The 23778-nt window shown below is 63.2% G+C and carries 20 protein-coding genes; 8 read left to right on the forward strand and 12 right to left on the reverse strand.

Annotated features, from left to right (window positions below; all coding sequences use genetic code 11):
- The first annotated feature begins 84 nt into the window (after window positions 1–84).
- On the forward strand, window positions 85–1551 hold the full coding sequence (pdxR, locus tag FZF13_RS03420) for a MocR-like pyridoxine biosynthesis transcription factor PdxR (RefSeq protein WP_024927052.1): 1467 nt from the start codon (window positions 85–87) through the stop codon (window positions 1549–1551).
- An 8-nt stretch (window positions 1552–1559) separates the two neighbouring features.
- On the opposite strand, the gene FZF13_RS03425 is transcribed toward pdxR, so the two are convergent.
- The 4 genes from FZF13_RS03425 to FZF13_RS03440 form a co-directional block, all read right to left on the reverse strand.
- The gene (locus FZF13_RS03425; protein ID WP_024927298.1) at window positions 1560–3698 is read right to left on the reverse strand and encodes a N,N-dimethylformamidase beta subunit family domain-containing protein; all 2139 of its coding nucleotides are present in this window, start codon (window positions 3696–3698) and stop codon (window positions 1560–1562) included.
- Window positions 3699–3729: 31 nt separating this feature from the next.
- Window positions 3730–5034: a histidinol dehydrogenase gene (gene hisD / locus FZF13_RS03430; RefSeq protein WP_024927299.1), complete on the reverse strand. Its 1305-nt coding sequence runs from the start codon at window positions 5032–5034 to the stop codon at window positions 3730–3732.
- A 106-nt stretch (window positions 5035–5140) separates the two neighbouring features.
- Window positions 5141–6943 carry a thiamine pyrophosphate-binding protein gene (locus FZF13_RS03435; RefSeq protein ID WP_024924896.1) on the reverse strand — a complete coding sequence of 601 codons (1803 nt, stop codon included), beginning with the start codon at window positions 6941–6943 and terminating at the stop codon, window positions 5141–5143.
- A 196-nt stretch (window positions 6944–7139) separates the two neighbouring features.
- A complete protein-coding gene (locus FZF13_RS03440) occupies window positions 7140–7880 on the reverse strand; it encodes a helix-turn-helix transcriptional regulator (protein ID WP_024927818.1) in 741 nt (246 codons plus the stop codon).
- Window positions 7881–8398: 518 nt separating this feature from the next.
- Here FZF13_RS03440 and FZF13_RS03445 point away from each other — a divergent pair.
- From FZF13_RS03445 to FZF13_RS03470, 6 genes are all read left to right on the forward strand, one after another.
- Window positions 8399–9673: a polysaccharide biosynthesis/export family protein gene (locus FZF13_RS03445; RefSeq protein WP_024924898.1), complete on the forward strand. Its 1275-nt coding sequence runs from the start codon at window positions 8399–8401 to the stop codon at window positions 9671–9673.
- A gap of 73 nt (window positions 9674–9746) precedes the next feature.
- The gene (rfbA, locus tag FZF13_RS03450; protein WP_024924899.1) at window positions 9747–10625 is read left to right on the forward strand and encodes a glucose-1-phosphate thymidylyltransferase RfbA; all 879 of its coding nucleotides are present in this window, start codon (window positions 9747–9749) and stop codon (window positions 10623–10625) included.
- Window positions 10622–11185 (forward strand): dTDP-4-dehydrorhamnose 3,5-epimerase, encoded by a 564-nt coding sequence (rfbC, locus tag FZF13_RS03455; RefSeq protein ID WP_024924900.1) that lies wholly within the window; start codon window positions 10622–10624, stop codon window positions 11183–11185. Before rfbA ends, rfbC begins: the two co-directional genes overlap by 4 nt.
- Window positions 11186–11198: 13 nt before the next feature.
- The gene (gene rfbB, locus FZF13_RS03460) at window positions 11199–12266 is read left to right on the forward strand and encodes a dTDP-glucose 4,6-dehydratase (RefSeq protein WP_024924901.1); all 1068 of its coding nucleotides are present in this window, start codon (window positions 11199–11201) and stop codon (window positions 12264–12266) included.
- Complete coding sequence (gene rfbD / locus FZF13_RS03465; RefSeq protein ID WP_024924902.1) at window positions 12263–13144, forward strand: dTDP-4-dehydrorhamnose reductase; 882 nt, start codon at window positions 12263–12265, stop codon at window positions 13142–13144. The genes rfbB and rfbD overlap by 4 nt, the downstream gene beginning before the upstream one ends.
- 10 nt (window positions 13145–13154) lie before the next feature.
- Window positions 13155–14693, forward strand: a complete 1539-nt coding sequence (locus FZF13_RS03470; protein WP_373426390.1) for an O-antigen translocase — start codon at window positions 13155–13157, stop codon at window positions 14691–14693.
- Here FZF13_RS03470 and FZF13_RS03475 read toward each other — a convergent pair.
- The 7 genes from FZF13_RS03475 to FZF13_RS03505 form a co-directional block, all read right to left on the reverse strand.
- Window positions 14662–15885, reverse strand: coding sequence for a DegT/DnrJ/EryC1/StrS family aminotransferase (locus FZF13_RS03475; protein ID WP_024924904.1), 1224 nt, complete (start codon window positions 15883–15885; stop codon window positions 14662–14664). The genes FZF13_RS03470 and FZF13_RS03475 overlap by 32 nt on opposite strands.
- The gene (locus FZF13_RS03480) at window positions 15882–16856 is read right to left on the reverse strand and encodes an NAD-dependent epimerase/dehydratase family protein (RefSeq protein ID WP_024924905.1); all 975 of its coding nucleotides are present in this window, start codon (window positions 16854–16856) and stop codon (window positions 15882–15884) included. The genes FZF13_RS03475 and FZF13_RS03480 overlap by 4 nt, the downstream gene beginning before the upstream one ends.
- Window positions 16856–17575, reverse strand: a complete 720-nt coding sequence (locus tag FZF13_RS03485; protein WP_024924906.1) for an acyltransferase — start codon at window positions 17573–17575, stop codon at window positions 16856–16858. Before FZF13_RS03485 ends, FZF13_RS03480 begins: the two co-directional genes overlap by 1 nt.
- Window positions 17565–18698, reverse strand: a complete 1134-nt coding sequence (locus FZF13_RS03490) for a DegT/DnrJ/EryC1/StrS family aminotransferase (RefSeq protein ID WP_024924907.1) — start codon at window positions 18696–18698, stop codon at window positions 17565–17567. The genes FZF13_RS03485 and FZF13_RS03490 overlap by 11 nt, the downstream gene beginning before the upstream one ends.
- Window positions 18695–19732 carry a Gfo/Idh/MocA family protein gene (locus tag FZF13_RS03495; protein ID WP_024924908.1) on the reverse strand — a complete coding sequence of 346 codons (1038 nt, stop codon included), beginning with the start codon at window positions 19730–19732 and terminating at the stop codon, window positions 18695–18697. Before FZF13_RS03495 ends, FZF13_RS03490 begins: the two co-directional genes overlap by 4 nt.
- Entirely contained in the window at window positions 19729–20235 is a 507-nt protein-coding gene (locus FZF13_RS03500; protein ID WP_024924909.1) for an acyltransferase, read from the reverse strand. The genes FZF13_RS03495 and FZF13_RS03500 overlap by 4 nt, the downstream gene beginning before the upstream one ends.
- Before the next feature lie 266 nt (window positions 20236–20501).
- Complete coding sequence (locus FZF13_RS03505) at window positions 20502–21503, reverse strand: glycosyltransferase family 2 protein (RefSeq protein WP_171020973.1); 1002 nt, start codon at window positions 21501–21503, stop codon at window positions 20502–20504.
- A 165-nt stretch (window positions 21504–21668) separates the two neighbouring features.
- Here FZF13_RS03505 and FZF13_RS03510 point away from each other — a divergent pair, with 165 nt between their 5' ends.
- Complete coding sequence (locus FZF13_RS03510) at window positions 21669–22466, forward strand: glycosyltransferase family A protein (RefSeq protein ID WP_024924911.1); 798 nt, start codon at window positions 21669–21671, stop codon at window positions 22464–22466.
- Here the strand turns inward: FZF13_RS03510 and FZF13_RS03515 are convergent.
- Window positions 22411–23547: a glycosyltransferase gene (locus tag FZF13_RS03515; protein WP_244431319.1), complete on the reverse strand. Its 1137-nt coding sequence runs from the start codon at window positions 23545–23547 to the stop codon at window positions 22411–22413. The two genes, FZF13_RS03510 and FZF13_RS03515, sit on opposite strands and share 56 nt — an antisense overlap.
- Window positions 23548–23778 lie beyond the last annotated feature (231 nt).

The raw sequence follows: 23778 nt of genomic DNA on the forward strand, positions 1-23778 counted from the left end.
TTGACTTTGGTCTTGAGGCCACAACGATAGGAGACTACTGAATGGGCCAAAATCGCCAGAAATGTACAAAATGGGGATACCAGTTTGAGCGAACCGATCCGCGACATCGCCATCGACTCGACGGTAATCGATCCGCTGGACGCGGTGCCGATCTTCCAGCAGCTGTACCGGCAGATCCGCGACCAGATCGTTTCCGGCATCCTGAAGGACGGTGCCCGCCTGCCGTCGACGCGCGCGCTGGCCGCCGATCTCAGCCTGTCGCGCACCACTACCATCGCCGCCTTCGAGCAACTGGAGGCAGAGGGTTATATCGAGACACGCAAGGGCGCGCGCGCCAGGGTGCTGCCGCTGCCTTTCCTCGACCAAGGCCGCGACGTCGAGCGGCTGCCGACACTTCAGGATAATCTCTCGCAACGCGGCCAGACGCTGGTGACGCTGCGCCACGAAACCGGGTTTCCGGGCAGCTATACCCTGCAACCGGGTCTGCCCGACGCACTCAGCTTTCCCTTCACCATCTGGCGCCGCCTGATGTCGAAGCATACACGCCATGCCGCCGGCGAGACCTTCGGCTATCACAGCTATGGGGGCCATCAGGGACTTCGCGAGGTGATCGCGCAATACATGCAATCCTCGCGCGGGGTGAAGTGCCTGCCCGACCAGATCATGGTGACCGCCGGTGCGCAGAGCGCGTTCCAGCTGCTGGCGCATCTTTTGATCGACGCCGGCGACCCGGTGATGATCGAGGAACCGGGCTATACGGGCGCGCATGGCGCCTTCGTGGCGGCCGGCGCGCGCATCGAACCCCTTGCGGTCGACGGACGCAACTGGGACCTGAAGACAATCGCCACGGTGCGACCGAAGCTGATCTACCTCACCCCGTCCTGCCAGTTTCCGCTCGGCTCGACGATGCGGATCGAGCAACGGCTGCGCATACTGCAACTGGCGGCCGAGACTGGCGCCTGGGTGATCGAGGACGATTTCGACAGCGAGTTCCGGTTCAGCGGCAGTCGTGTGCCGACGCTCCAGTCACAGGACGTCGACCATCGCACGATCTATGTCGGCTCCTTCGCCAAGACCATGCTGCCGGATTTGCGCCTGGGCTTCATCATCTTCCCGGGCGCCGTAGTGCGGCCGGTGCGCAAGGCGAATTTCCTGATGGGGACAGCTGCCCCGCTGGTAACGCAGGCGGCGCTAGCGGATTTTATCCGCAACGGCGATTTCGCGCGACACACACGGCGCATGAAGCGGCTTTACGCAGTGAAGCGGGCGTTGCTGGTGGCGCAAGCCGAGGCATTGTTCGGCGATGTCATGGAACAGCTCGACGAAGGCAACGGCCTGCAAACCACCTGGCGGTTCCGGCGTGAAGCGGACGACGTCGCGATCGCCCAGAGCGCGCTGAAGGCCGGCGTCAACACCACCCCTTTGTCGGCGCATTACATTCACGGCAAAGCCGAACAGGGGTTGATGATCGGCTATGCGGCGACCGAGGAAAAACAGATCCCGCGCGCGCTGCAAAAGCTCAACCAGGCCATCCGCCAGCATCTGGATTAGCGGACGGGTTAGGCGGCGCGCAGCATCCGCTTCAGCACATTCCGCGTCATTGTCGCTACGGTGTTGTCGTAGCCATTGTGCGAAAGGGCACTGAACCACTGCATGGAGCCGACCGAGAAGACGAGACCGCCTTGCGCGGTTTCGAAACAGACGATGTCGGACCGCACCAGCGGGTTGTCCGGAAGCGTCGAAGCCTCATTGATGTCGCGGCGCTCGTCGATCACCAGCTGATAATCCGCCGAGAAGCCCGTTGCCGTGGCCAGAACCAACGCATGCGCGGGCGTTCCAAGCACCGGGTCGGCGCGGTCGACCTCATCGCCGGCAGCTCCGACGCCAAGGCCCAAGGTCTGGAAATCGCCGATCATTTCGTCTTCGACGATATTTGCGAGCAAGGCCGCCGCCAACGGATGCTTTCGGTCGGCCACCTGTCGGTACGGGCGCGGCAGGCCGCAGACGTCATGCGAGGTCCAGCCCTGGGCGGTGAAGCCGACACCGACAAGGCGCTGGGGCGCGCGGCCGCGAGACCGCCACAGACCACCGATCTCGCCGGTCAGCGCGTGCCGTGCCTCGCCGGGATTGGAGATCCAGGGCCGCGTGCCATTGGGCCGGCGCACCTCGATGGTGTTGCCGTCTTCCGACAACGAGGTGACGCTGTAAAACCCGTTGCCACCGAGATAAGCGAGGCTGCCGCCGGCGCCGAGATAGGTTTCGAACGCATCCAGCATCCGCCCCGACACATATTCGGGATGCGAGCCGGTCATGACTGCCTTGTAAGGCTTCAGCAGTGCCTCGCCTTCGCGGTGAAGGTCGTGGTCGGTGATGATGTCGACCGGTTGGTCAATGGCGTCGAGCCAATCGACGGCATATAGGTCGGCGCACAGATGACGGCCGAAATGTTCGCCGGCTACTGATTTCAGCAGTCCTCGACCCGGTCGAAACGTCTTGATTGGGTGGCGCAGCGAGGCGAACGGCACGCCTGCGCCGTCGACATAGCGGTCATAGGCGCAGTTCAGCCCATAATCTCTCCACATCTCGTTGCCATAGGCGACATAGGTGAAGGTCGGCACCAGCAGTGCCAGCGGCGCCGTCGCTTGCCCATTGCGCGGACAGACGAGGAAAGGAAGATCGTCGGTCTCGCCGCCCGCCTTCAGCCGCGCCGTGTAGACACCGCTCGGCAGATCGCTGGGCACGGCAAAGGCAAAACTCTCGCTCCAGTTCGCGTCGGACAGCGAATCCTCATGGAAATGGATGGCCGAATAACCGCGAGGGTCGGCCATGGGATCGTCGTTTTCGCCGCTCCAATGCGGACCGGTCATGAGGCGGACCGGCGATTGATGGGTGGTGCCGTGCAGTCCGCGCCCGCCAATGTCACGAACCTCGGTGCCATCGCTTCCGACGTTGAAATCCCAGGCCGCGATCAAGGGCTGCGGCAAAGCCGAAAAATCCGCAGCCGACACGAACCCGGCAAGCTCGGCATCGCCCAGGCATTTTCCGAAGATGCAGGGATCGGCGATCTTGCCGTTGAAGAACAGGCCGGGACGCCCGCCTGCCATCGACGCGGCAATCAGAAGTGCGGTATCCGAACCGGCGGCGCGTGGCAAATGGCCTGCCGCTCCGGGCTCGCCGGCGATCGACAGGTCGCGCGGATGCAATCCGGCCGACAGCCGGGCCGACCCGCTAGCGGCATCATAGCGCGCGGCGATCCAGTGCCAGCGGCGCTCGGCGACAGGTTCCTCGCCTTCGATCCGTGAGGGGCCGAGGCGCAGAAACAGCCTGCCGGTGTCAGTGAGGCCGAGCGCATAACCGGTTTCGTCTTCTCCTTCCTTGGACAGGATGACCTGTTCGCCGTGGCCGGGGCGCGTCGGATAAATCCAGGCAAACAGGGTGAAGTCGTCGGTCAGTCGCAGATCGGCGTGGTCCGGCACGACGACACAGGAGCCGGGAAACAGCGGCTGTTCCATGCCGGGATATTCGCCATTTGCGGGGCTTTCGATCGGCACTTCGCGGCGACCCGGCCCGCGCGGATCGGCATCGCCATGCAGCAGGCGCACGATCTCGGCCTTGAACACCGGAGCATCCGTGCTGACCATGAAGGACAGCGTTTCGCCCGGACGGACACTCAGGCGGTCGGTGTACCCAGTCAGCATCGTGCCCCTCAAAATCCCAAGGCTGCCATTCCTATTCGACAGCGACGCCATAGGGAACATTCTTCCCGCCGTAACGCCGGACACGAATGTTGGCCTGTTCGGCGTGGCCGACAAACCCTTCCATGATGCAGAGGCGCGAGCAATGTTCACCGATCACGGCAGAGGCCTCGTCGGTCAATATGCGCTGGTAGGTGCAGGTCTTGAGGAACTTGCCGACCCACAGGCCGCCGGTGTAGCGCGCGGCCTTTTTTGTGGGCAGCGTGTGATTGGTGCCGATCACCTTGTCGCCATAGGCAACCGTCGTGCGCGCGCCGAGGAACAAAGCGCCGTAGTTTTTCATCTTGTGCAGGAAATAGTCGGGTTCGGCGGTCATCACCTGCACATGTTCGGAGGCGATGCGGTCGGCTTCCTTGACCATCTCGTCCACCGTGTCGCAGACGATCACCTCGCCGTAATCGTCCCATGCCTTGCGCGCGATCTCGGCGGTCGGCAGGATTTTCAGCAGGCGCTCGATTTCCGCAAGTGTGTCCCGGGCGAGTTTTTCCGAGTTGGTCAGCAGGACAGCGGGCGAGTTGATACCATGTTCCGCCTGGCCGAGCAGATCGGTGGCGCAGAGTTCGCCATCGACCGTGCCGTCCGCAATGACCAGCGTTTCGGTCGGGCCGGCGAAGAGATCAATGCCGACGCGGCCGAACAGCAGGCGCTTGGCTTCGGCGACATAAGCATTGCCGGGACCGGCCAGCATGTCGACCGGCGCAATCGTTTCGGTGCCAAAGGCCATCGCAGCGATCGCCTGCACTCCGCCGAGGCAATAAATCTCGTCTGCGCCGGCCAGATGCTGGGCGGCGACGATCAGCGGTGCAATCTCGCCCTGGAATGGCGGTGCGCAGGTGATGACGCGCTCGCAGCCGGCGACCTTGGCGGTGAGCACCGACATGTGCGCGGAAGCGAGTAACGGATATTTGCCGCCGGGCACATAACAGCCGACATTGGCGATGGGGATGTTCTTGTGGCCGAGCACGACGCCCGGAAGCGTTTCGACCTCGATGTCGCGTAGCGCATCCTTCTGAGCCTGGGCGAAATTGCGGACCTGCACCTGCGCGAACTCGATATCGGTGCGCTGGCGGCTGGTGAGGCCGTCGACGCAGCGTTTGATCTCCGCGTCCGTCAGCCGGTAGGACTTGCGGTCTAGGCCGTCGAACTTGACCGACAGCGCACGCACGGCCTGATCGCCGCCCTTTTCGACCTCGGCCAACAGAGCCTCGACGGCTTTGGTCAAGGCCGCCGCCTGAGCAGCCTCGCCTGTGAGCCGCGATGCCTTCAAGTGTCGTATCATGGGATTGGCCTTTCCGGATCACAGGCAGACCGGCCGCCACGGTAAGGCCGCGGCGCCGGTTGGTTCATCGGGATGTCGGTGGCCGCTGCATTGCGACCGCACACACTTACATGTGCTGTTCCAGCGCACGGCCTTCGGCGTAGGCTTCCTGTTCCTTGCCGTAATATTCGGGCGACGGGAAATCCCACCAGCCGGTGACGAAAGGACCAGCAGCATCGCGAGAGGTCGTCACCTCGACCAGCGCCGGCGCGCCGCAATCGAGCGCCGCCCTCAGCGTCTTTTCGAGCTGGTCGGATTCCTCGACCTTCCAGGCCTGCATGCCGAAGTTTTTCGCCACTTCGGAGATGTTGGCCGTGTAAGGCTCGCCATTGCCCTTGTGATGGTTGAATTCGCTGGCGACGTGGCGGCCCATGAATTTGCGCTGACCGCCGCGGATCGACATGTAGCCACGGTTGTTCTGGACGAGGAAGACGGCCGGGATGTCGTTCATGACGGCTGTGCCCATTTCAGGCAGCGACATCATGAAATCGCCATCGCCGACGACCGCGACCACCTGCCTGTCCGGCATGGCGAGTTTGGCGCCGAGGGCTGCCGGCACCGCCCAGCCCATCGGCGAGAAGGAGCCCGAGGTCAGGTGAGTGCGCGGCTCATAGACCGGGAAGGTCTGCTTGACCGCGCCTTGCGTGTTGCCGGAGCCGGCGAGGATGATGCCGTCGCGCGCCATGACGTTGCGCAGCGCGCCGAGCGGGCGCTGCGAGGTGAACGGACTTTCGTGGGAATCGCGGCGCGGTGCCAACATTTCCTCCCACTCGACCTTGGCGGCATGGATGTCGCCGAGATAGCGCTCGCGGCGGTTCATCGCCTTCGCCGCCTGCTGATCGGATATCGCCGCCAGTATGGCCTCCAGCGTGGCTCGAGCATCGGCGACGATGCCGACCTCGGTGGCGTAGTTCTTGCCGATCTCGTGGTGATCAAGATCGATATGGATCAGCTTGCCCGGAGGGATCGAGATCGAGGCGCCCTTGCGGTAGCTCGACGCCGACCAGTCGGTGAAGCGGCAGCCCACCGACATGACGACATCGGCACTGGCGGTGATCTTGTTGCCACAGGAGGTGCCGGTCTGGCCGATGGCGCCGATCGACAGCGGATGGTCTTCAGAAATCGCGCCCTTGCCGTTCCAGGTTGTGGAGACCGCCGCGCCGATTTTTTCGGCGAGCGCAGTGAGGGCCAGCGAGGCATTGGCGCTGATGGCACCGCCGCCGGCCAGAATGACCGGCCGTTCGGCCGACAGCAGCAACGCAGCCGCTCGCTCGACGGCGACCGGGTCGGGATAAGCGACGCCGACCGCCATGCGCTTGGCCAATGGATGGATGGTGACATCGGCGGCTTCGGTCTGGATATCCATCGGCACTTCGACATGGACCGGGCCAGGACGCCCCGACAGCATGGTGTTGAAGGCGCGGTGCATGATGAACGGCAATTCGTCGACGCGGCCGGCCTTATAGGCGCGTTTGGTCACCTGTTCGGTGATGCGCGGAAAGGCGTTTTCCTGCTGGCGTTCCAGTTCCTGCATGACGCCGTGGCCCTTCATATGGGTTGCCGGGCCGCCCGACACATAAAAGGCCGGGATGGAATCCGTGTAGCAGGTGGCGAGCCCGATGATGGTGTTGGTGGCGCCCGGCCCGATCGAGGTGGAGCAGGCCATCGGCTTGCCACTGGCGCGGAAATAGCCATCGGCCATATGGACGGCACTCTGCTCGTGCATGACCTGGATGAAAGGGATTTGCGAGCCTTCGGCGAGAAAGGCGTCGAACAGCGACCAGATGCCATGACCGGGCACGCCGGCGACATAGTCGACGCCGTATTCCTTCAGTGCTCTCGCCACGATCTGGCCGCCTGTCAGTCTCATCTCGCTCGTCCCTCTTTGTCTCTCTGTGACGGGCGGAAAGAAAACATCGACAGCAGTCCAGAAAAAGCACCAGAAATGCGCAATCTGGAGATACCAGTTCGATAATGTCAGATGCTTGCAGCTGGCGCGCTGTCCGCGTCATGCACCGCTTTCGGGCTTAGGCGCGGTGCCTGGAAACTCGTCCCCGGATGTTGAGCTATCGGCCGCCGCCGTGATCGTCGTTTGCCCGGGCGCGCAGAAGCGTTTCGTGATCACGGAAGCGGGCGGCCGCCTCGGTGCGGTTGTGGGTGCCAAGCTTGCGGATGATGTTGTGGAGGTGGATCTTGACCGTATTTTCCGAGAGGCGGACCTCGGCCGCGATCTGCTTGTTCTGCAGTCCGCGCGAAACGAGTTCCAGCACCTGCATCTCGCGCGGGGAGAGGTCGGTTATGCGCATCATGTTGCCGGGATGAGCCATCGTCGGCGGTTCGGCGTCGGCTTTCCTGACCTGGGACTGAAGCAGGCTGGCTGGAAAATATTCGCCGCCGCGCAACATCAGCCGCACGATGGACAGCCAGATGTCGAGCCTCAAATTCATCGGCAGGACGCCCCTGACCAGCTGGGACCCGACGATCTGCGGGAGGTCGTAGACTGAGTTTCGAGCATCCGGCTCGATCATCGCCACCAGGGCAAACGGATGTCGGCGGAGGATGTCGGCGGAGATCTTCTCGAACTCCTGCAAACGCTCGCAATCGACCAGGATCAATGCAACCGGGTGGATGAACTCCTCGCAGGCTACATCGATCCGATCCATCCAGGCGACAACCAGTTCGGGAAACTCCCGTTCGAGCGCAAAGACCAGGCTGGGAGAAACCACCCCTGGCGCTGTCACCAAAAGAAGCATCCGCCGCGCTTCCAGCATTCTCTCCGCGTTGTCGGCCCCGTTGGTCAACGCCAAGCCCTGTGTTTCCACGTTTCACACCCGATCTTGTTGGCGGGTTTTCAGTACAAGCTACGCACCGCCAATCCGGAAAGCGGCAGAGCAAAGCATAAATCGATCCGGCGACAATCGGCACAACCCAATAGGATAGGCTGTAACCATCCATTTGGCGCGGTCAGGGCCAGGGCAAGTTTCCACACACCCAAATGGATTAGCACCGCCGGCTTTGATGCCCCGCGCTCGTCGGCAGCGCCCGTTGCAATCTGTTTGGAGGACGAGGCGCCGGCCGCACAACCTTAAGGATGAGCCGCCCTCTCCCGACGAGAGCCTAGTCAGTTTTGGACGTTCTGGCACATTGCCGGACGGATTGCTTGTCGATCCGAAACAGACTGCCGCCGATGCAAGCTGAGTACGCTTTTGTTCGGCAAAACATGGCTTGGTTCGTACGCATGAAACCTAACGCGCATCGGCGGCACAGTTCACCAAACACGGCGGATGGTTTTCGCCGGAGGCTCGGCACACGCCTTCGCGGCGGATTGGCAATCGCCCTGCTTGCCTGCTCTGCCGCGGCATTGCCCACATCGGCCCTTGCCGATGGCACCCCACTGCCGCCGCAGACCCGACTTCGTGTCACGGTGCTGCAATGGATGCCGGTCAAAGGCGTCTACGAGAACTGGACCGCGCTTGGCGGCGAGTTCGTTGTGTCCGACGCCGGAACCATCACCCTGCCCGTGGTCGGGACGATCCCGGTCCAAGACCTGGACAATGCCGCGCTGGCCGATGAAGTTGCCGACCGCATCCAGAAGAAGACCGGCCTGGTCAACAAACCGGACACCACCGTGGAGGTGGTCGAGTTTCCCCCGATCTACGTGGTTGGCGGCGTCAACAAGCCGGGAGAATACAAATTCCGCACCGGGCTGACCGTGCTGCAGGCTGTGGCGCTGGGTGGCGGGCAGGTGCAACCCAGCCCCGACGCCTCGAAGAACGAGATTCAGCTCGTCGGGACCCTGCAAGGAATCCAGGTCGAAATGCTGCGCTCGGAGGCGCGCATCGCCAGATTGCAGGCGGAGACGATAGGCGCGACGACGATCGACTTTCCGGCAATGCATGCCGGCGTCGACAGCGCCCTTGCGGCGCAGGTCTACGGCCAGGAAAAAATCATCTTCGCGGCCCGTGCCAACGAGCTCGACCGGCAGACCAAGTCGCTGTCCGACCTGCGCGAGCTTTTCACGGCGGAAATCAACGTGCTCGAAGAAAAGAACAAGTCAGCAGACCTCGGCATTGCCGCCGCCGAAAGGGAGCTCAACAACGTCAAGACGCTTGTCGACAAGGGCCTGGCTATTGCGTCGCGGCAGTCGGACCTCGAACGCGCGCTGGCGGATTATCGCGGGCAGCGCCTCGACCAGGTGACGGCCATCATGCGGGCCCGGCAGAACATCACCGAGGCGACACGCAGTCTCGAGGGCCTGCATGACAAGCAAAAAACGGACGTGGCGTCGGAGATGCAGAGCGAGCAGGCCAATCTCGACCAGTTGAAGCTGAAGCGCGACACGTCGCAGAGGCTTCTGCTCGACCAGCTTGCCCAGAAGAACAGGCCGCCCCCCGCCGGCGATGCCGGCCAAGTCACCTACACGATCAAGAGACACGATCAGGGATCGGAAAATGTCTTCGATGCGGCGGAATCGACATTGCTGATGCCAAGCGACGTGGTCGAGGTGCACCTGCCAAAAGCACCCGTGCCGGCCGGCCTGTCGGACGCATCGAACGATGCCGTGCCGGAGAAGACCAGCGCCACCGAGGCCAGCCAATGAACCGAGTTCAGCGGTTCGGAAACAGTCACCGGCAAGACCGAGCCGCAGCATAGGGGCCAACACATTGGGCGCCATGAAGGGGATCATCCTGGCAGGAGGCAACGGCACGCGGCTTTATCCGCTGACGATCGCCATCTCGAAACAGATCCTGCCCGTCTACGACAAGCCGATGGTGTATTACCCGCTGAGCGTGCTGATGCTGGCGGGGATACGCGAAATCCTCATCATCTCCACCGAACGCGACCTGCCGAGTTTCAAGGCTTTGCTCGGCGATGGGTCGACATTCGGCCTGTCGCTTTCCTATGTCGAGCAGGCGCATCCCAACGGACTTGCCGAGGCCTTCATCCTGGGACGTGATTTCATCGGCGACGGCAGCGTCGCCATGATCCTGGGCGACAACATCTTCTTCGGGCACGGGCTGTCCGACGTGCTGCGCAACGCTGCGGCCCGCGAAAGCGGGGCCACTGTCTTCGCCTATCATGTCGACGAACCGGAACGCTATGGCGTGGTCGATTTCGACAGCAGCACCGGCAAGGCTACCGGCATCGAGGAAAAACCGGCAAGACCGAAATCCAACTGGGCCGTCACCGGGCTCTACTTCTACGACAATGCCGTCGTGGACATCGCAGCGTCGGTGCGGCCTTCGGCGCGAGGCGAACTCGAGATCACCTCGGTCAACAACACCTATCTCGAACGCGATGCACTGCATGTGTGCAGGCTCGGCCGTGGCTACGCATGGCTCGACACCGGAACCTGCGACAGCCTGCATGACGCATCGTCCTTCGTGCGCACCATAGAACGACGGCAAGGCGTTCTGATCGCCTGTCCGGAGGAAATCGCGCTGGAAAAGGGCTGGCTCGAACCATGCCGGGTTCTCGCCCGTGCCAACGAACTCGGCAACACGGCCTACGCCGCCTATCTGCGCAGCTGCGTGTCGGAGGTAGCCGCATGACCTTCACCGTTACACCGCTCGGACTTGCCGGCCTGTTGGAGATACGACCGCACAGGATCAGCGACGAGCGCGGCTTCTTTTCCGAGACGTGGAGTTCCGAGCGGTTTCGCGAGGCAGGCCTTTCGCTCGCCTTCGTGCAGGACAACCATTCCCTGTCGGTGGCGAAGGGAACGCTGCGCGGACTTCACTATCAGGCTCCTCCGCGCGAACAGGACAAGCTGGTGCGGGTGGCGCGTGGCGCGATCTTCGACGTGGCGGTCGATATCCGGCCGGGGTCGGCGACCTTCGCGAAATGGTTCGGCATCGAGGTTTCGGCGCGGGAGTGGAACCAGATCTTCATCCCCAGGGGATTTGCCCACGGTTTCCTGACGCTCGAGCCCGATACCGAGGTCATCTACAAGACGACGGACCACTATTCGCCCGCGCACGACCGATCGATCCGCTTCGACGATCCCGACATCGGTATCTCCTGGCCGAAGATGGCGACCCGGTTCGTCCTTTCGGAGAAGGACCGCCGCGCCCCCGGGCTGGCGCAAATGAAGATGCTCGAACCGTCATGACGAGGCTGCGGCCATGAACATACTGGTAACCGGCGGTGCCGGCTTCATAGGATCGGCTCTTTGCCGGCATCTCGCTGCAGACCCGCGCAACCGGGTCATCAATCTCGACAAGCTGACCTATGCCGGCAACCTGGCCTCGTTGCGCGCGGTCGAGGCCGCGCCCAACTACCGGTTCGTGCGCGGCGACATCGCCAATGAGGCATTGGTCGGCGCACTGCTGCGCGAAGAGAAGATCGACCGGGTGATGCATCTGGCCGCCGAGACCCATGTCGACCGTTCGATCGACGGGCCTGGCGCCTTTGTCGAAACCAACATCGTCGGCACCTTCCATCTCCTGAAAGCGGTGCTCGGCTACTGGCGATGCCTGGACGCCGAGGCGGCGCGTGCCTTCCGTTTCCAACATATCTCCACCGACGAGGTGTTCGGCGACCTGCCGCTCGACGCCGGCCTGTTCAGCGAGGAAACCCCTTACGCGCCGTCCTCGCCTTATTCAGCATCCAAGGCTGCATCCGACCATCTGGTGCGCGCCTGGCACCAGACATTCGGGCTGCCGGTGCTGCTGACCAACTGTTCGAACAATTACGGCCCGTTCCATTTCCCCGAAAAACTCATTCCGCTGACCATCCTCAACGCGATCGAAGACAAGCCGCTGCCGATCTATGGCCATGGCAGCAATGTCCGCGACTGGCTGCATGTCGAGGACCATGTGCGCGCGCTGGTCGAGGTGGGCCGATGCGGCCGCGTCGGCGAGAGCTACAACATTGGCGGGCGGGCCGAACGCACCAACCTTGAAGTCGTCGAAACCGTCTGCGAAATCCTCGACCGCCGCCGGCAGCGCGCGAACGGCGCGCGCCATCGCGACCTCATTGTTTTCGTCACCGACCGCCCCGGTCACGACCGGCGTTATGCGATGGACATATCCAAGATCGAGCGCGAGCTTGGCTGGAACCCCGCCGAAAGTTTCGAAGCAGGCCTTGCCCGCACGGTAGACTGGTATCTGGAGAATGAGTGGTGGTGGGCGCCCATCCGCAGCGGCGCCTATCGCGGCGAACGCCTCGGCACGCTGGTGGCGGCACAGTGAAGGTTCTCGTCACAGGCCGGACGGGGCAAGTGGCCACGAGCCTGGCCGAAGCGGCCGCGCAATGGCCGGATATCGGGCTGGTCGCCGTCGGCCGGCCGCAGTTCGACCTTGCCGACAGCGCCACCATCCTCGGTTCGATAACCGAAGTGCGGCCCGATGTCGTGGTTTCGGCCGCTGCCTATACCGCCGTGGACAAGGCCGAGGACGAGCCGGAACTGGTCTACGCGATCAACGCGCAAGGGCCAGCCGCAGTAGCCGCCGCAGCGCGAGCTTTAGGCGTGCCGATCATCCATCTGTCGACCGACTACGTCTTTTCGGGAGACGGCGGCGAACCCTATACGGAGACATGTGCGACCGGACCGCGCACGGTCTACGGTCAGAGTAAGCTCGCGGGAGAAAAAGCCGTCGCGCGCGCCAACCCGCGCCACATCATCCTGCGCACAAGCTGGGTCTACAGTCCGTTCGGGACCAATTTCGTCAAGACGATGCTGGCCTTGGCCCCAACGCGCGACCGGGTAAGCGTGGTCTGCGACCAATGGGGCAACCCGACGTCGGCGTTGGACGTCGCCCGTGCCATCCTGACGATCGCGCGGCAAGCGCGCGAGGCACCGCCCGGCATCTACCACTATGCCGGTGCAGGCGAGACCAATTGGGCCGGTTTCGCCCGCCATGTCTTCGACGCAAGCAAGGCCAATGGGGGTCCGTTCGCGGAAGTCATCGATATCGCATCCACCGACTATCCGGCCAAGGCCCGGCGTCCACGCAATTCGCGGCTTTCCTGCGCGAAGGCGCAAACAACCTTCAAGCTGACCACAGCCGACTGGCGCGCCAGCACCGAGACGGTGGTGCGGCGGCTGCTTACTGCCCAGGCCGGATGAGGCTCGTATCATGACGGACAACCCAACCATGTCTGCCCCTGCGATGTCCGCTCCCGCCCCGGCCAGAAGGCAGACCTACACCCAAATCCTGAAATCGACCGCGATGATCGGCGGCTCCTCGGTCGTCAACATCGGTTTTTCTATCATCCGCAACAAGGCCATGGCGCTGCTTCTGGGGCCTGAAGGCGTCGGACTGATGGGGCTCTACACTTCCATCGCCGATCTCACCCAGACGCTGGCCGGGCTCGGCATTCAGGTGAGCGGCGTGCGCCAGATCGCCGAGGCGGCCGGAGCCGAGGATAGCGAGCGGATCGTCCGGACGGCGACAGTGCTGCGGCGCATCTCCATCGTGCTGGGGTTGGCGGGCGCGGTGCTGCTCGCCGCACTCGCCATGCCGGTGGCGCAATTCACCTTCGGCGACCGCAGCCACACAATGGGTGTGGCGCTGCTTGCCGTCGCCGTGCTGCTCCGGCTGATTTCGGCGGGACAGATAGCGCTCGTGCAAGGCATGCGGCACATCGCCGATCTTGCCCGCATCAACATGCTGGCCGCCCTGTTCAGCACGGCCATCGGTATCCCGATGGTCTACCGGTTTGGTCAAGCCGGGATAGTGCCGGCGCTCGTCGCCATGGCGGCGATGTCGATCCTCACCTCCTGGTGGTATGCCCGCAAGATCAAGGTCGAAGCCACGGCGATATCGACAAGCCAGGTTTTCGAAGAGTCGGCCGCCCTGCTCAAGCTCGGCGTGGTGTTCATGGCAAGTGGCTTCCTCACCGTGGGTGCGGCCTATGCGGTGAGGATCATCGTCATGCGCCAGGAGGGCTTCGAGGCGGCTGGCCTCTACCAGGCGGCCTGGACGCTGGGCGGCCTCTATGCCGGCTTCATCCTGCAGGCGATGGGCACGGACTTCTACCCGCGGCTGACCGCCGTGGCCGACGACGACGACGAATGCAACCGCCTGGTGAACGAACAGACGCAGATAAGCATCCTGTTGGCCGGCCCGGGGCTGATCGCCACGCTGACCATCGCACCTCTGGTGATGACGCTGTTCTATTCGCCGGCGTTTCATCCCGCGGTCGACGTGCTGCGCTGGATCTGCCTCGGCATGATGCTGCGCATCGTGTCATGGCCAATGGGGTTCATCGTGCTGGCCAAGGGCGACCGCAACACCTTCTTCTGGACCGAGGTGGCGGCGACGGTCGTCAATGTCGGCCTGGCCTGGCTCCTGGTGCCACGCGTCGGCCTGGTCGGCGCCGGCATGGCCTTCTTTGGCCTCTATATCTGGCACGGCATCTTGATCTATGTACTGGTGAACCGGATGAGCGGTTTCCGCTGGTCCACCTCCAACCTGCGGCTCGGCCTGATCTTCCTGCCGGCAACCGTCATCGTCTTCGGCGTCGTGTTCCTGCTGCCGGTCTGGCCAGCGGCGGCCGTGGGCGTGGCCTTGACGCTGATCACCGGCCTCTATTCGCTGCGGATGCTGGCGACATTGCTGCCGGAAGAGACGCTTCCTGCCTTCATCCGGCCGTGGCTGATGAAAGCGGCCTGACGGGAGCCACCGCGCGCAGCAGCGGGATCAATGCCAGGACGTGCTCGAGCGCCTCGGTGACCCGGAAGACTTCCTGTTCGGACATCTGCGCGTAGAGCGGCAAGATGATCGAACCGGTCTGTGCCCGCTCGCTGTGCCGCAGCGTCGAAGAGCGCCGGCAAGCACCCGGTTCCGCATAGGCGCCTTCCAGGTGAATGTTCATGATGCCGCGCCGCGTGGAGATACCGCGATCGAGCAGCAACTGCATGACCTGGCGCTGGTCGGCGCGTTCCGGCAAGGCTACGCAATAGCTTTGCCAGTTGGAACGGCACCAGTCCGGTTCGGCCGGCGTGCGCAGGCCGGGGATGTGGCGAAGACGCTGTCCGTACAGGGTGGCGATCCGCCGGCGTCGCGCCACGATCCCGGGTAGCTTGCGCAGCTGCTCACGCCCGATCGCCGCCTGCATGTCGGTCATGCGGTAGTTGTAGCCGAGTTCGGGATAGCTCTCGTAGATGACGGCGTTCGAACTGTGGCGCACCGTGTCGGCCACGCTCATCGCATGCTGGCGCCAGAGCCTGAATTTCGCGTCGTAATCTGGATTGGCCGTCGTCAGCATGCCGCCGTCGCCGGTGGTCACCACCTTGCGGGGATGGAACGAGAAACAGGCAATGTCGCCATGCGGCTTGCCGATCGGCTCCCATTTGCCGTTCCAGAATATCTCGCTACCGATCGCGCAAGCGGCATCCTCGACAAGCGGAATCGCATGGCGCCTGGCGATATCAATGAGCCGCGACAGATCGCAGGGCATGCCCATCTGATGGACGCACAGGATTGCCTTGGTGCGCGGCGTGATCGCGGCGGCGACCAGATCAGGATCGATGTTGTAGTCGCCGGCGGTGGTGTCGACAAACACGGGCAGCGCGCCGCAATAACGCACGGCATTGGCGGTGGCGATGAAGGAATGGCTGACGGTGATCACCTCGTCGCCCGGTCCAACACCGACGGCCTTCAAGGCAAGATGCAGCGCGGTCGTGCAATTGGAGACAGCACAAGCATGTGGTGCGCCGACAAGGGCTGCGAACTCGCGTTCGAAGGCCGCGACTTCCGGCCCCTGCGTCACCCAGCCCGACAGGATCACGCGCCGCGCCGCGTCGGCCTCGCTCTCATCAAGCATCGGCTTAGCGACCGGTATCTGTGCCAGGGCCGCGCTCATTCTGCCGCGACCTTGGCTTGCGCCTGTTCCTGGCGCCACCAGGAAACGAGGTCGCGCAACCCGCTGTCCAGCGAAATGTTCGTTTCGAAGCCGAGGCGCGTGCGTGCCTTGCTGGTGTCGGCAAGCCGGCGCGTCACGCCGTTCACGGCGCGCGCCGGAACGTGTACAGGCTGCAGCGTCGAGCCCATGACCGTGCACAGCATGCGGGCGAGCTGGAGCAGGCTGACCTCGGTTCCGCTCGCCACGTTAAACACCTCGTCCGTGATTTCGGATTTCGCAGCCAGGAGATTGGCGCGGGCGATGTCGTGGACATGAATGAAATCCATCGTCTGCGTGCCGTCGCCATGGATGACTGGCGCCTCACCAGCAGCGATGCGCTCCATCCAGCGGATCAGCACCTCTGTGTAGGCGCCGTGGATATCCATGCGCGGGCCGTAAACGTTGAAATAACGCAGCGCGACGTAGTGGAGGCTGCGCATCTCGGCAAAGGACCGCAACAGCCCTTCGTTGAAGGCCTTCGCGGCGCCATAGATGGTGCGGTTGTTGTAGGGATGGTGATCCTCAGTCGTCGGGAAAGTGTCAGCGAGGCCGAGGACCGAGGCGGACGAGGCGGCGACAATCTTGGACACGCCCGCCTCCACCGCGGCCTCGATCACGTTCAGCGTGCCGCCGGCCAGGACGTCGAAAGCCAGTCGCGGCTCCTCGGCGCATTGGGTGATGCGGATCGCTGCCTGGTGGAACACCACATCGACGCCGGCAAACAAACGGGCGAGCAAGGCGCGGTTGCGGATGTCGCCCTCGACGATGGTGAGCGGAAACGCCGCCATGGCCTGGCGCAGATTTTCGTGCCGCCCGCGTACGAAATTGTCGAGGATAATGATCTCGCGCGGCTGCTCCTGCACGACCAGATCGGCGATGTGGGAGCCGATGAGGCCGGCACCGCCGGTGATCAGTACACGCTTGTCTTTCATCACCTGTCCGCTCCCTCGGGCTTGATGCGCATCGTTTCGACACCTTCCCGCCAGCGCAGAAACCGCGCCGGCACACCCGCCACGATCGCGAATGGCGGCACGTCGGCAGCGACCATCGCGCCCGCCCCGACAATGGCGCCCTTGCCTATCGTGATGCCGGGAAGGATGGTGGCACCGGTGCCGATATCGGCCCAGTCGCCCACCCGCACCGGCCGGATCTCAAGATCGGTACGGATGATCGGCTGGTCGATCGGCAGCCCGCTATGTTCGGACCCCAGCACCTTCGAGCCCGGTCCGAAGCCGACGGATTCGCCGATGATCAGATCACGCGCGTCGAGGAAGACGTGCGGGCCGATCCAGCTGTTGTCGCCGATGATGCAGGTGCCGTCGTGCCGCCCCTGGATGATGGCCATCGCACCGATGAACACGCCGGCGCCGATCCGGAATGTACCGGCATGCCTGAATGACGCGCCGGCGCCGACCTGAAGCCCGGGACCACAGTGCATCGCCAGAGCATACCAAATCGTCTTGCGCATGGTCGCGTCGATGAAGCCGTCTCCCACCGCGAAACGCGCATAGAGATCCTCCAGCCCCTTGTCGCCATAGGCCTCGATCAGCGCTTCGGCGAAACCGCTCGCGAAATTCGGGTCCGAAGGTTCGAGCCGGCGCCCATGTACAGCCGGAACGACCCTGCCATGCGGTTCGGACCTAGCCGACATGGGCCACCCGCACTTCGCTCGAAGCCATGGTCGCTGCCCGGATCACCGAGACGACCTCGGCCACCTGGCCGGCCGTCATCTCGGGATAGAGCGGCAGCGACAGGACCTCGTTGGCTGCCTTCTCGGAAACCGGAAAATCGCCAACGCGGTGGCCAAGATCGGCGTGCGCCGGCTGCAGATGAACCGGTATCGGATAGTGCAGTCCGGTCTGGATGCCGGCAACGTCAAGGCTTCGCCGCAGACTGTCCCGGTCGACCGAGCGTATGGCATAGACATGGTAGACATGCCTCCCGTCGGCAGGGTTCGCCGGCGAGCGGATCGTCTCGATGTCGGCCAAAAGGGCATCGTAGAGCCTGGCATGCGAGCGCCGGGCCGCCGTCCAGTGTTCGAGGTGGCGAAGCTTGACGCGCAGGACCGCACCCTGGATGCCGTCCATGCGGAAATTGAAGCCCTTGAGCCGATGGTGATAGCGCTGCTCCTGTCCCCAGTCGCGCAGCGTCGCCACCATGGCGGCGGTAGCAGCATCGTTGGTGACGACGATGCCACCTTCGCCACAGGCGCCGAGGTTCTTGCCCGGATAGAAGGAGAAGCAGCCGGAATGGCCGATGCTGCCGGCACGTTTGTCGCGGAAATCGGCGCCATGCGCCTGGCATGCATCTTCGATCACCGGCAGGCCGTGGCGGTCGGCGATCTCCATGATCGGCGCCATGTCGGCCATGCGCCCGTAGAGATGGACCGGCACGATGGCCTTGGTGCGCGGCGTGATCGCCGCCTCAAGCTGCGCGGGATCCATGGTCAATGCATGCGGATCGATGTCCACGAACACCGGATGCGCGCCCGTGTAGCGGATGGCCGCAACGCTGGCGACGAATGTGAAGGGCACGGTGATGACCTCGTCGCCCGGTCCGATGCCCGCCGCCAGCAAAGCCAGATGCAATGCGCTGGTTCCGGTGTTGACCGCGACGGCATGGCTAGTGCCGCAATAGGCGGCGAACTCGCGCTCGAAACCGGCCACTTCCTCGCCAAGCACATATTGCCCGGACGCCAGAACGCGAAGCACCGCGTCGTCGAGTTCGGGCTTGATGGAAGCGTATTGCGCCCTGAGATCGAGGAACGGGATCATGCGACGCGCCTCGCGGGTTCGAGTTCGACGACGCGGCCGCGCTGGCAAAGCGACGCGCTTGCCGCTTCGAGGATGCGAACGACCCGCAGGCCGGCGTGCCCGTCGGCGACCGGGGTGCCGCCTGTCTCGATGCAGCCGACGAACTCCTTGAGTTCGGTCGCGAGCGCCTCGGCGATATCGAGATGCGGCGCCCACATATCGCCGCTGCGGTAGCCGATCAGGGCCTGCCGCACCGCTTCGCCATTGGCCTGAAACTCGCCCTTGAGGGTGATGCCCTTGTCGTAGACCTTGATCTTCTCGCTCGGCTCCAGATCGTCATAGACGACCATCTTGCGGCTACCGCCGATCAACGTGCGGCGCACCTTGACCGGCGCCAGCCAGTTGACGTGGACATGCGCGATCAGCTTGCTGTCGAAGTGGAGGTTGAGATAGGCGATGTTCTCGGGCTCGCCGGGGAAATGGCTCATGCCCATCGCGGAGACCGCCACCGGTCGCGCTGGCAGCACGTAATCCATGATCGAGAGATCATGCACGGCCAGATCCCAGATCACGCTGACATCGTGCTGGAAAAGGCCGAGATTCACGCGCACGGAATCGTAATAGTAGATTTCGCCAAGCCCTCCCTCGACCAACTCGCGCATCTTGCGCACGGCGCTGGTGTGGACAAATGTGTGGTCGACCGCCAACACCAATCCACGGCGCTCGGCCTCTTCGATCAGCCGTTCGGCTTCCTCGGAAGAAGGAGCGATGGGCTTCTCCAGAAACACGTGCTTGCCCGCCATCAAGGCACTCATGGCAAGCCTGAAGTGCGTCGACACCGGCGTAGCGATGGCAATCGCGGCGATGCGCGGGTCACGCAGGATCGCCTCGTAATCGTCGGTGACCGCGACGCTCGGATAGCGGCCGCGCACGGCTGCAAGCCGGTCCAGATTAAGGTCGCAGACCGCGATGAGTTCGGTGCCGGCTGCCTCGGAAAGATTGCGAACGAGGTTGGGGCCCCAATAACCATAGCCCACCACGGCGACGCCGATCATCGTGCTTCTCCCACGGCCCTGGCGCGGACAGGCGCGCCCTCCACCTTGCCGACGACGGCCGCCGGCACGCCGGCGACGATGGAAAAGTCCGGCACGTCGCGGGTAACGACGGCACCGGCGCCGACTAGCGCGCCTTCGCCAATCACGATGCCGGCCAGAATGGTGGCGTTGGAGCCGATCGAGGCATGTCGTTTGACGGTGGTGGGAGTGACGGTCCAATCGGCGTCGGACTGCAGCGCGCCGTTTGGCGTGACGGCGCGCGGATAGAGGTCGTTGGTGAACATGACCCCATGACCTATGAAGACGCCGTCCTCGAGCGTGACGCCCTCGCAGATGAAACTGTGACTGGAAATCTTGCAGTTTTTGCCGACGACGGCGTTGCGCTGAATCTCAACGAAGGCGCCGATGCGAGAGCCCGCGCCGATGCTGCATCCGTAGAGGTTGACCAGGTCCGGTTGGTGGATGACGACACCCTCGGACAGGATGACGGAAGAAGAAATCATGCTGCCCCGGCTCTCCTGTTGCCAGCACCGTTGCCCTGGATGGCGCCGCCTGCGACCTGACGGGTGCACGGCGGTTTCATGCGAAGTGGGACGAAACCCCGCTGACAACGAGATGGCTTTTCGGGCCCTGAGTAAATTGAAGAAAACGCGGTAGCGTCATCCCACAAAGGAGTAGACGCCCTGTCGGAAGCCGCATGCGCGACCGCATTTGTGATGACGCGGCAGGGGCCGTGGAATGGATCTGTCGACCTGGTGCCATCGTACGATCAGAAACGACGCGAGAAGCTCGACTTCGCCGAACTCATGGCCTGCCATCCCGCCTGGCCGATCAACCGTTTGCTTGCCAGTTTGGCCCACGGCCATGACTTGCGAATTCCGGGACATACGTCTTGCGCGAAGGCCGAGATAGCATCGACCGCATCAAGATCGCCCGCGTTGAAGGCGGCACTCGCCCGCCCGATGGCCTGTCGCGCCAACCCTTCGGAAAGCGTCGATCGCACCGCCGGGTCGGCGGCCAGCGTCCCACCAGCTTCGGTCAGGAAAGCCATGATCGCCTTGTGACGTTCCTTGAGGTCGGCCAGCATGTGGCCGGCACTGTAGGCCAGCGACATGTTGGCGTCGTGCCTGCGGTAGACGCCCTGATCCTCGTTGATAAACCCTACCTGCGCATGCGATGCCAGTCTTAGCCACATCTCCATGTCGCCGCTGTGCGGCAACTCCAGCCGATACCCACCAAGGCGCTTCTGCAATTTGGTACGCACCACAGCCGTCGGCGTCGGCACGATGTTGCTGCCGCCGGAGACCTTCACGAATTCCGCGCCGGTCATGACCAGCGACTTTGCCGTTCCCGCCTTCCTGCCGAGCGGCCGAACCTGTTCTTCCGTGCCGTCCGAGTGCCTTGTGATGGCGTTGCCGAACACGAAGCCCACTTCGGGCGCATCCGCCATGAGCCGGCAGGCCCGGCTCAACGCCTGCGGAAGGATGTAGTCGTCAGCCGAAAGCAGGAGCAGACATTCAGCCGATACCCATTCGATCCCCTCATTGAAGGTGGGTATGTGCCCCCGATTGGTCTGATGCCTTCGAAAGGTCACCCGGCTATCACTGTCGGCAAGCCCCATTCCTATCTCTTCGGTGTTGTCCGGTGAGGCATCGTCAATAATAAGAACGCGAACATCCACACCTCTCTGCTCCAAAATAGTTTCAACACACCCCTGAAGAAAGTGCGCGTATCGGTAACATGGCACAATCACATCGACAGAAATAGACAATTTGTTCTCCTATCTAACGTTGTTTCTTGATTATTTCCTGCACGGTTTTGACACTTTCACCTTGATATTGTTTATCACCTCCAACTGCTGTTTTCTATTTTTGTATTTTCAGCGTCGCTTTCGCTTGCTGAGCTCGCGGAAACAACACCTCATCCGGAGTGACCGATGGAGCCTCGGCGCTATTCCGCCCTGATCCGCACCTTCAATTCCCGTGCGACCCTGCCGGCGACGATCCAGTCGCTGTCAGCGCAGAACTGGCGGCCGCTTCGCTATGTTTTCGTGGATTCGGGATCGACCGACGGGACACTCGATATCGTTCCGGCCGGCTCGGTCGTGCATCGCTATGTCGGCGAGGAATTCAGCTATTCAGGATCGCTGAACCAGGGCATAGACTATCTGGATACAGACTATGTGCTGATCGTTTCCTCGCACACGGTTCTGACCAATCCCGATGCCGTGGCTTATGCGATAACCCTGCTTGCCGAAAATGACGGCATCGGCGCCGCCTATTTCTGCGCGGAGGATGAAGGTTGCCTGTCCCACATCCTGATCGACCAGACCAACTTCACCGGTTTCAACGGCGTGTGGAACACATGCGCGGTGGTCAAGACGGCGCTGCTGAAGAAGCGGCGCTTCCGGCCGGAAGTGTTTTCCGCCGAGGACCAGGAATGGTCGGCATGGCTGTTCAAAGTCGAGCGCAAATCCGTGGCGCGCATTTCCGGTGGAGGCATGGGTTACCGGAACCCTCGCAAACATCCCATGCGCAAGCGCTTGAACGAGAACATCGCGGTGGCGCTCTATGTGAAGCCGGAGATGCTCGGCCTGCCCTATCTAGCCCGCGTGATCTACAGGGTGTTCAGGCCGGTTTCCGCGTGGCGGGAACGCGTATTCAATGCACGGCTGCTTGTCAGCCTTGTTCGATGCCAGTTCTCCCAGCCGAAGCTGAAGTCCCGCTATTTCTAGCCGGCTTGTCGTCGCTCGCGGGCTGAAGACGTTGCAATATTCCCGTATAAAGCCTGACCACTTCTTCGCGTTCCCGTTCGACGGAATATTCGCTGCGGATGAAGTGCGACGCCACAAGGCCCCGGTCGCGGCACCAGTCGGGGTCGGCGCGCTCACTAGCGATGGCCGCTTCCACCGCCTCGACGAACCCGACCACATCGCCGCTTTCCACCGTGGCGCTGAACTCCGGCCGGAAGAATTCGCTGCCGCCAAAACCATGGTTGCCGACGACATAATTGCCGCAAGCCATCGCCTCCGCCGCGGGCAAGCCGAACCCCTCGTGCTGGGTGAATGCGAGGAAGATGCGCGTCGTGCGCAGATAAGCGGCCACTTCGGCATGGGACAGGCCGTCGAGCGGCAGCAATTCCCAGTCGCGGAGGCTGCCCCGCGCGCGCAATATCTCGATCACCTGCCGGGCGCTCTCGTGGCCGCGACGCGGCATATAGGCGATGCTACGCGTGCGAGGGCGTCCGCCAGGATGAAACAACGCGCCGTCGATGGAAAGATGGATGCGTTCGACCAACCCCTCGCCGAACGCCATTTCCAGCATGCGCTGGTTGTGACGGGAAACCGTGACGGTACGGATCAGGCCGGAGCCGGGCCGATAACAGCACGCGATCCGCTCCGGCGCGTGCCGCCAAGTCAAATGGCTGTTCTGGTTGAAGATGACATAGGCGAGCGGTTTGGGCAGGTTTGAGAGCAGGTCGACATCGATTTCGGCAACGACGAGCAGATCGCCTTGTCTTATCTTGGCGTGAACGCAGTCCGTTACCTTGGTGGCGTTGTCGAACCAGCTGCAGCGGAAGCCGGGGCGCCAATGAAGGACAAAGGCGTCTATGCCCGCGGCATTGAGGATATCGACGTGACGGTAGATGACGCGGATGCCACCCGAAGGCTCGGGATGATCCGGTGTCAGGAAATAGACAGCGGGTTGGCTGCTGCGCCCCTCGCCGATCGGGATCCTCAACCTCTCCCGGCGATAGCGGTCTCCGAAGGTGGCCATGTTCCGATAGAGCGACCGCGCCATGCCCTCGACCGACATCGAAATGTCCTCGTCTCGATCTTGCCCGAAACCGGCCGGCATCCATGTGCGAAACCGACCGAACCGTCGAGCCTTCAGCCAGGTTCCAGCGGTCCATCAAAAAATACGCCGCACCGCAGGTTAGACAATATAGCCGCCCCTACATCAAAGTGAGTAATCCCACGCCGCGCGGATTGACTCTAGGCTCTCCGGCGCCCTTGGTCGAATTCGAGGGCGGGGGCGTGTCATGCG

The sequence above is a fragment of the Mesorhizobium terrae genome (assembly GCF_008727715.1).
In the GTDB taxonomy this organism is placed as follows: Bacteria; Pseudomonadota; Alphaproteobacteria; order Rhizobiales; family Rhizobiaceae; genus Mesorhizobium; species Mesorhizobium terrae.

Coding starts and splice junctions, on each gene's coding strand:
- rfbA (WP_024924899.1), top strand. CDS start 9,747: ATGAAGGGGATCATCCTGGCAGGAGGCAACGGCACGCGGCTTTATCCG.
- FZF13_RS03475 (WP_024924904.1), bottom strand. CDS start 15,885: ATGAGCGCGGCCCTGGCACAGATACCGGTCGCTAAGCCGATGCTTGAT.
- FZF13_RS03500 (WP_024924909.1), bottom strand. CDS start 20,235: ATGATTTCTTCTTCCGTCATCCTGTCCGAGGGTGTCGTCATCCACCAA.
- FZF13_RS03495 (WP_024924908.1), bottom strand. CDS start 19,732: ATGATCGGCGTCGCCGTGGTGGGCTATGGTTATTGGGGCCCCAACCTC.
- FZF13_RS03470 (WP_373426390.1), top strand. CDS start 13,155: ATGACGGACAACCCAACCATGTCTGCCCCTGCGATGTCCGCTCCCGCC.
- rfbB (WP_024924901.1), top strand. CDS start 11,199: ATGAACATACTGGTAACCGGCGGTGCCGGCTTCATAGGATCGGCTCTT.
- FZF13_RS03425 (WP_024927298.1), bottom strand. CDS start 3,698: ATGCTGACTGGGTACACCGACCGCCTGAGTGTCCGTCCGGGCGAAACG.
- FZF13_RS03490 (WP_024924907.1), bottom strand. CDS start 18,698: ATGATCCCGTTCCTCGATCTCAGGGCGCAATACGCTTCCATCAAGCCC.
- FZF13_RS03515 (WP_244431319.1), bottom strand. CDS start 23,547: ATGTCGGTCGAGGGCATGGCGCGGTCGCTCTATCGGAACATGGCCACC.
- hisD (WP_024927299.1), bottom strand. CDS start 5,034: ATGATACGACACTTGAAGGCATCGCGGCTCACAGGCGAGGCTGCTCAG.
- FZF13_RS03480 (WP_024924905.1), bottom strand. CDS start 16,856: ATGAAAGACAAGCGTGTACTGATCACCGGCGGTGCCGGCCTCATCGGC.
- FZF13_RS03435 (WP_024924896.1), bottom strand. CDS start 6,943: ATGAGACTGACAGGCGGCCAGATCGTGGCGAGAGCACTGAAGGAATAC.
- FZF13_RS03510 (WP_024924911.1), top strand. CDS start 21,669: ATGGAGCCTCGGCGCTATTCCGCCCTGATCCGCACCTTCAATTCCCGT.
- FZF13_RS03485 (WP_024924906.1), bottom strand. CDS start 17,575: ATGTCGGCTAGGTCCGAACCGCATGGCAGGGTCGTTCCGGCTGTACAT.
- rfbC (WP_024924900.1), top strand. CDS start 10,622: ATGACCTTCACCGTTACACCGCTCGGACTTGCCGGCCTGTTGGAGATA.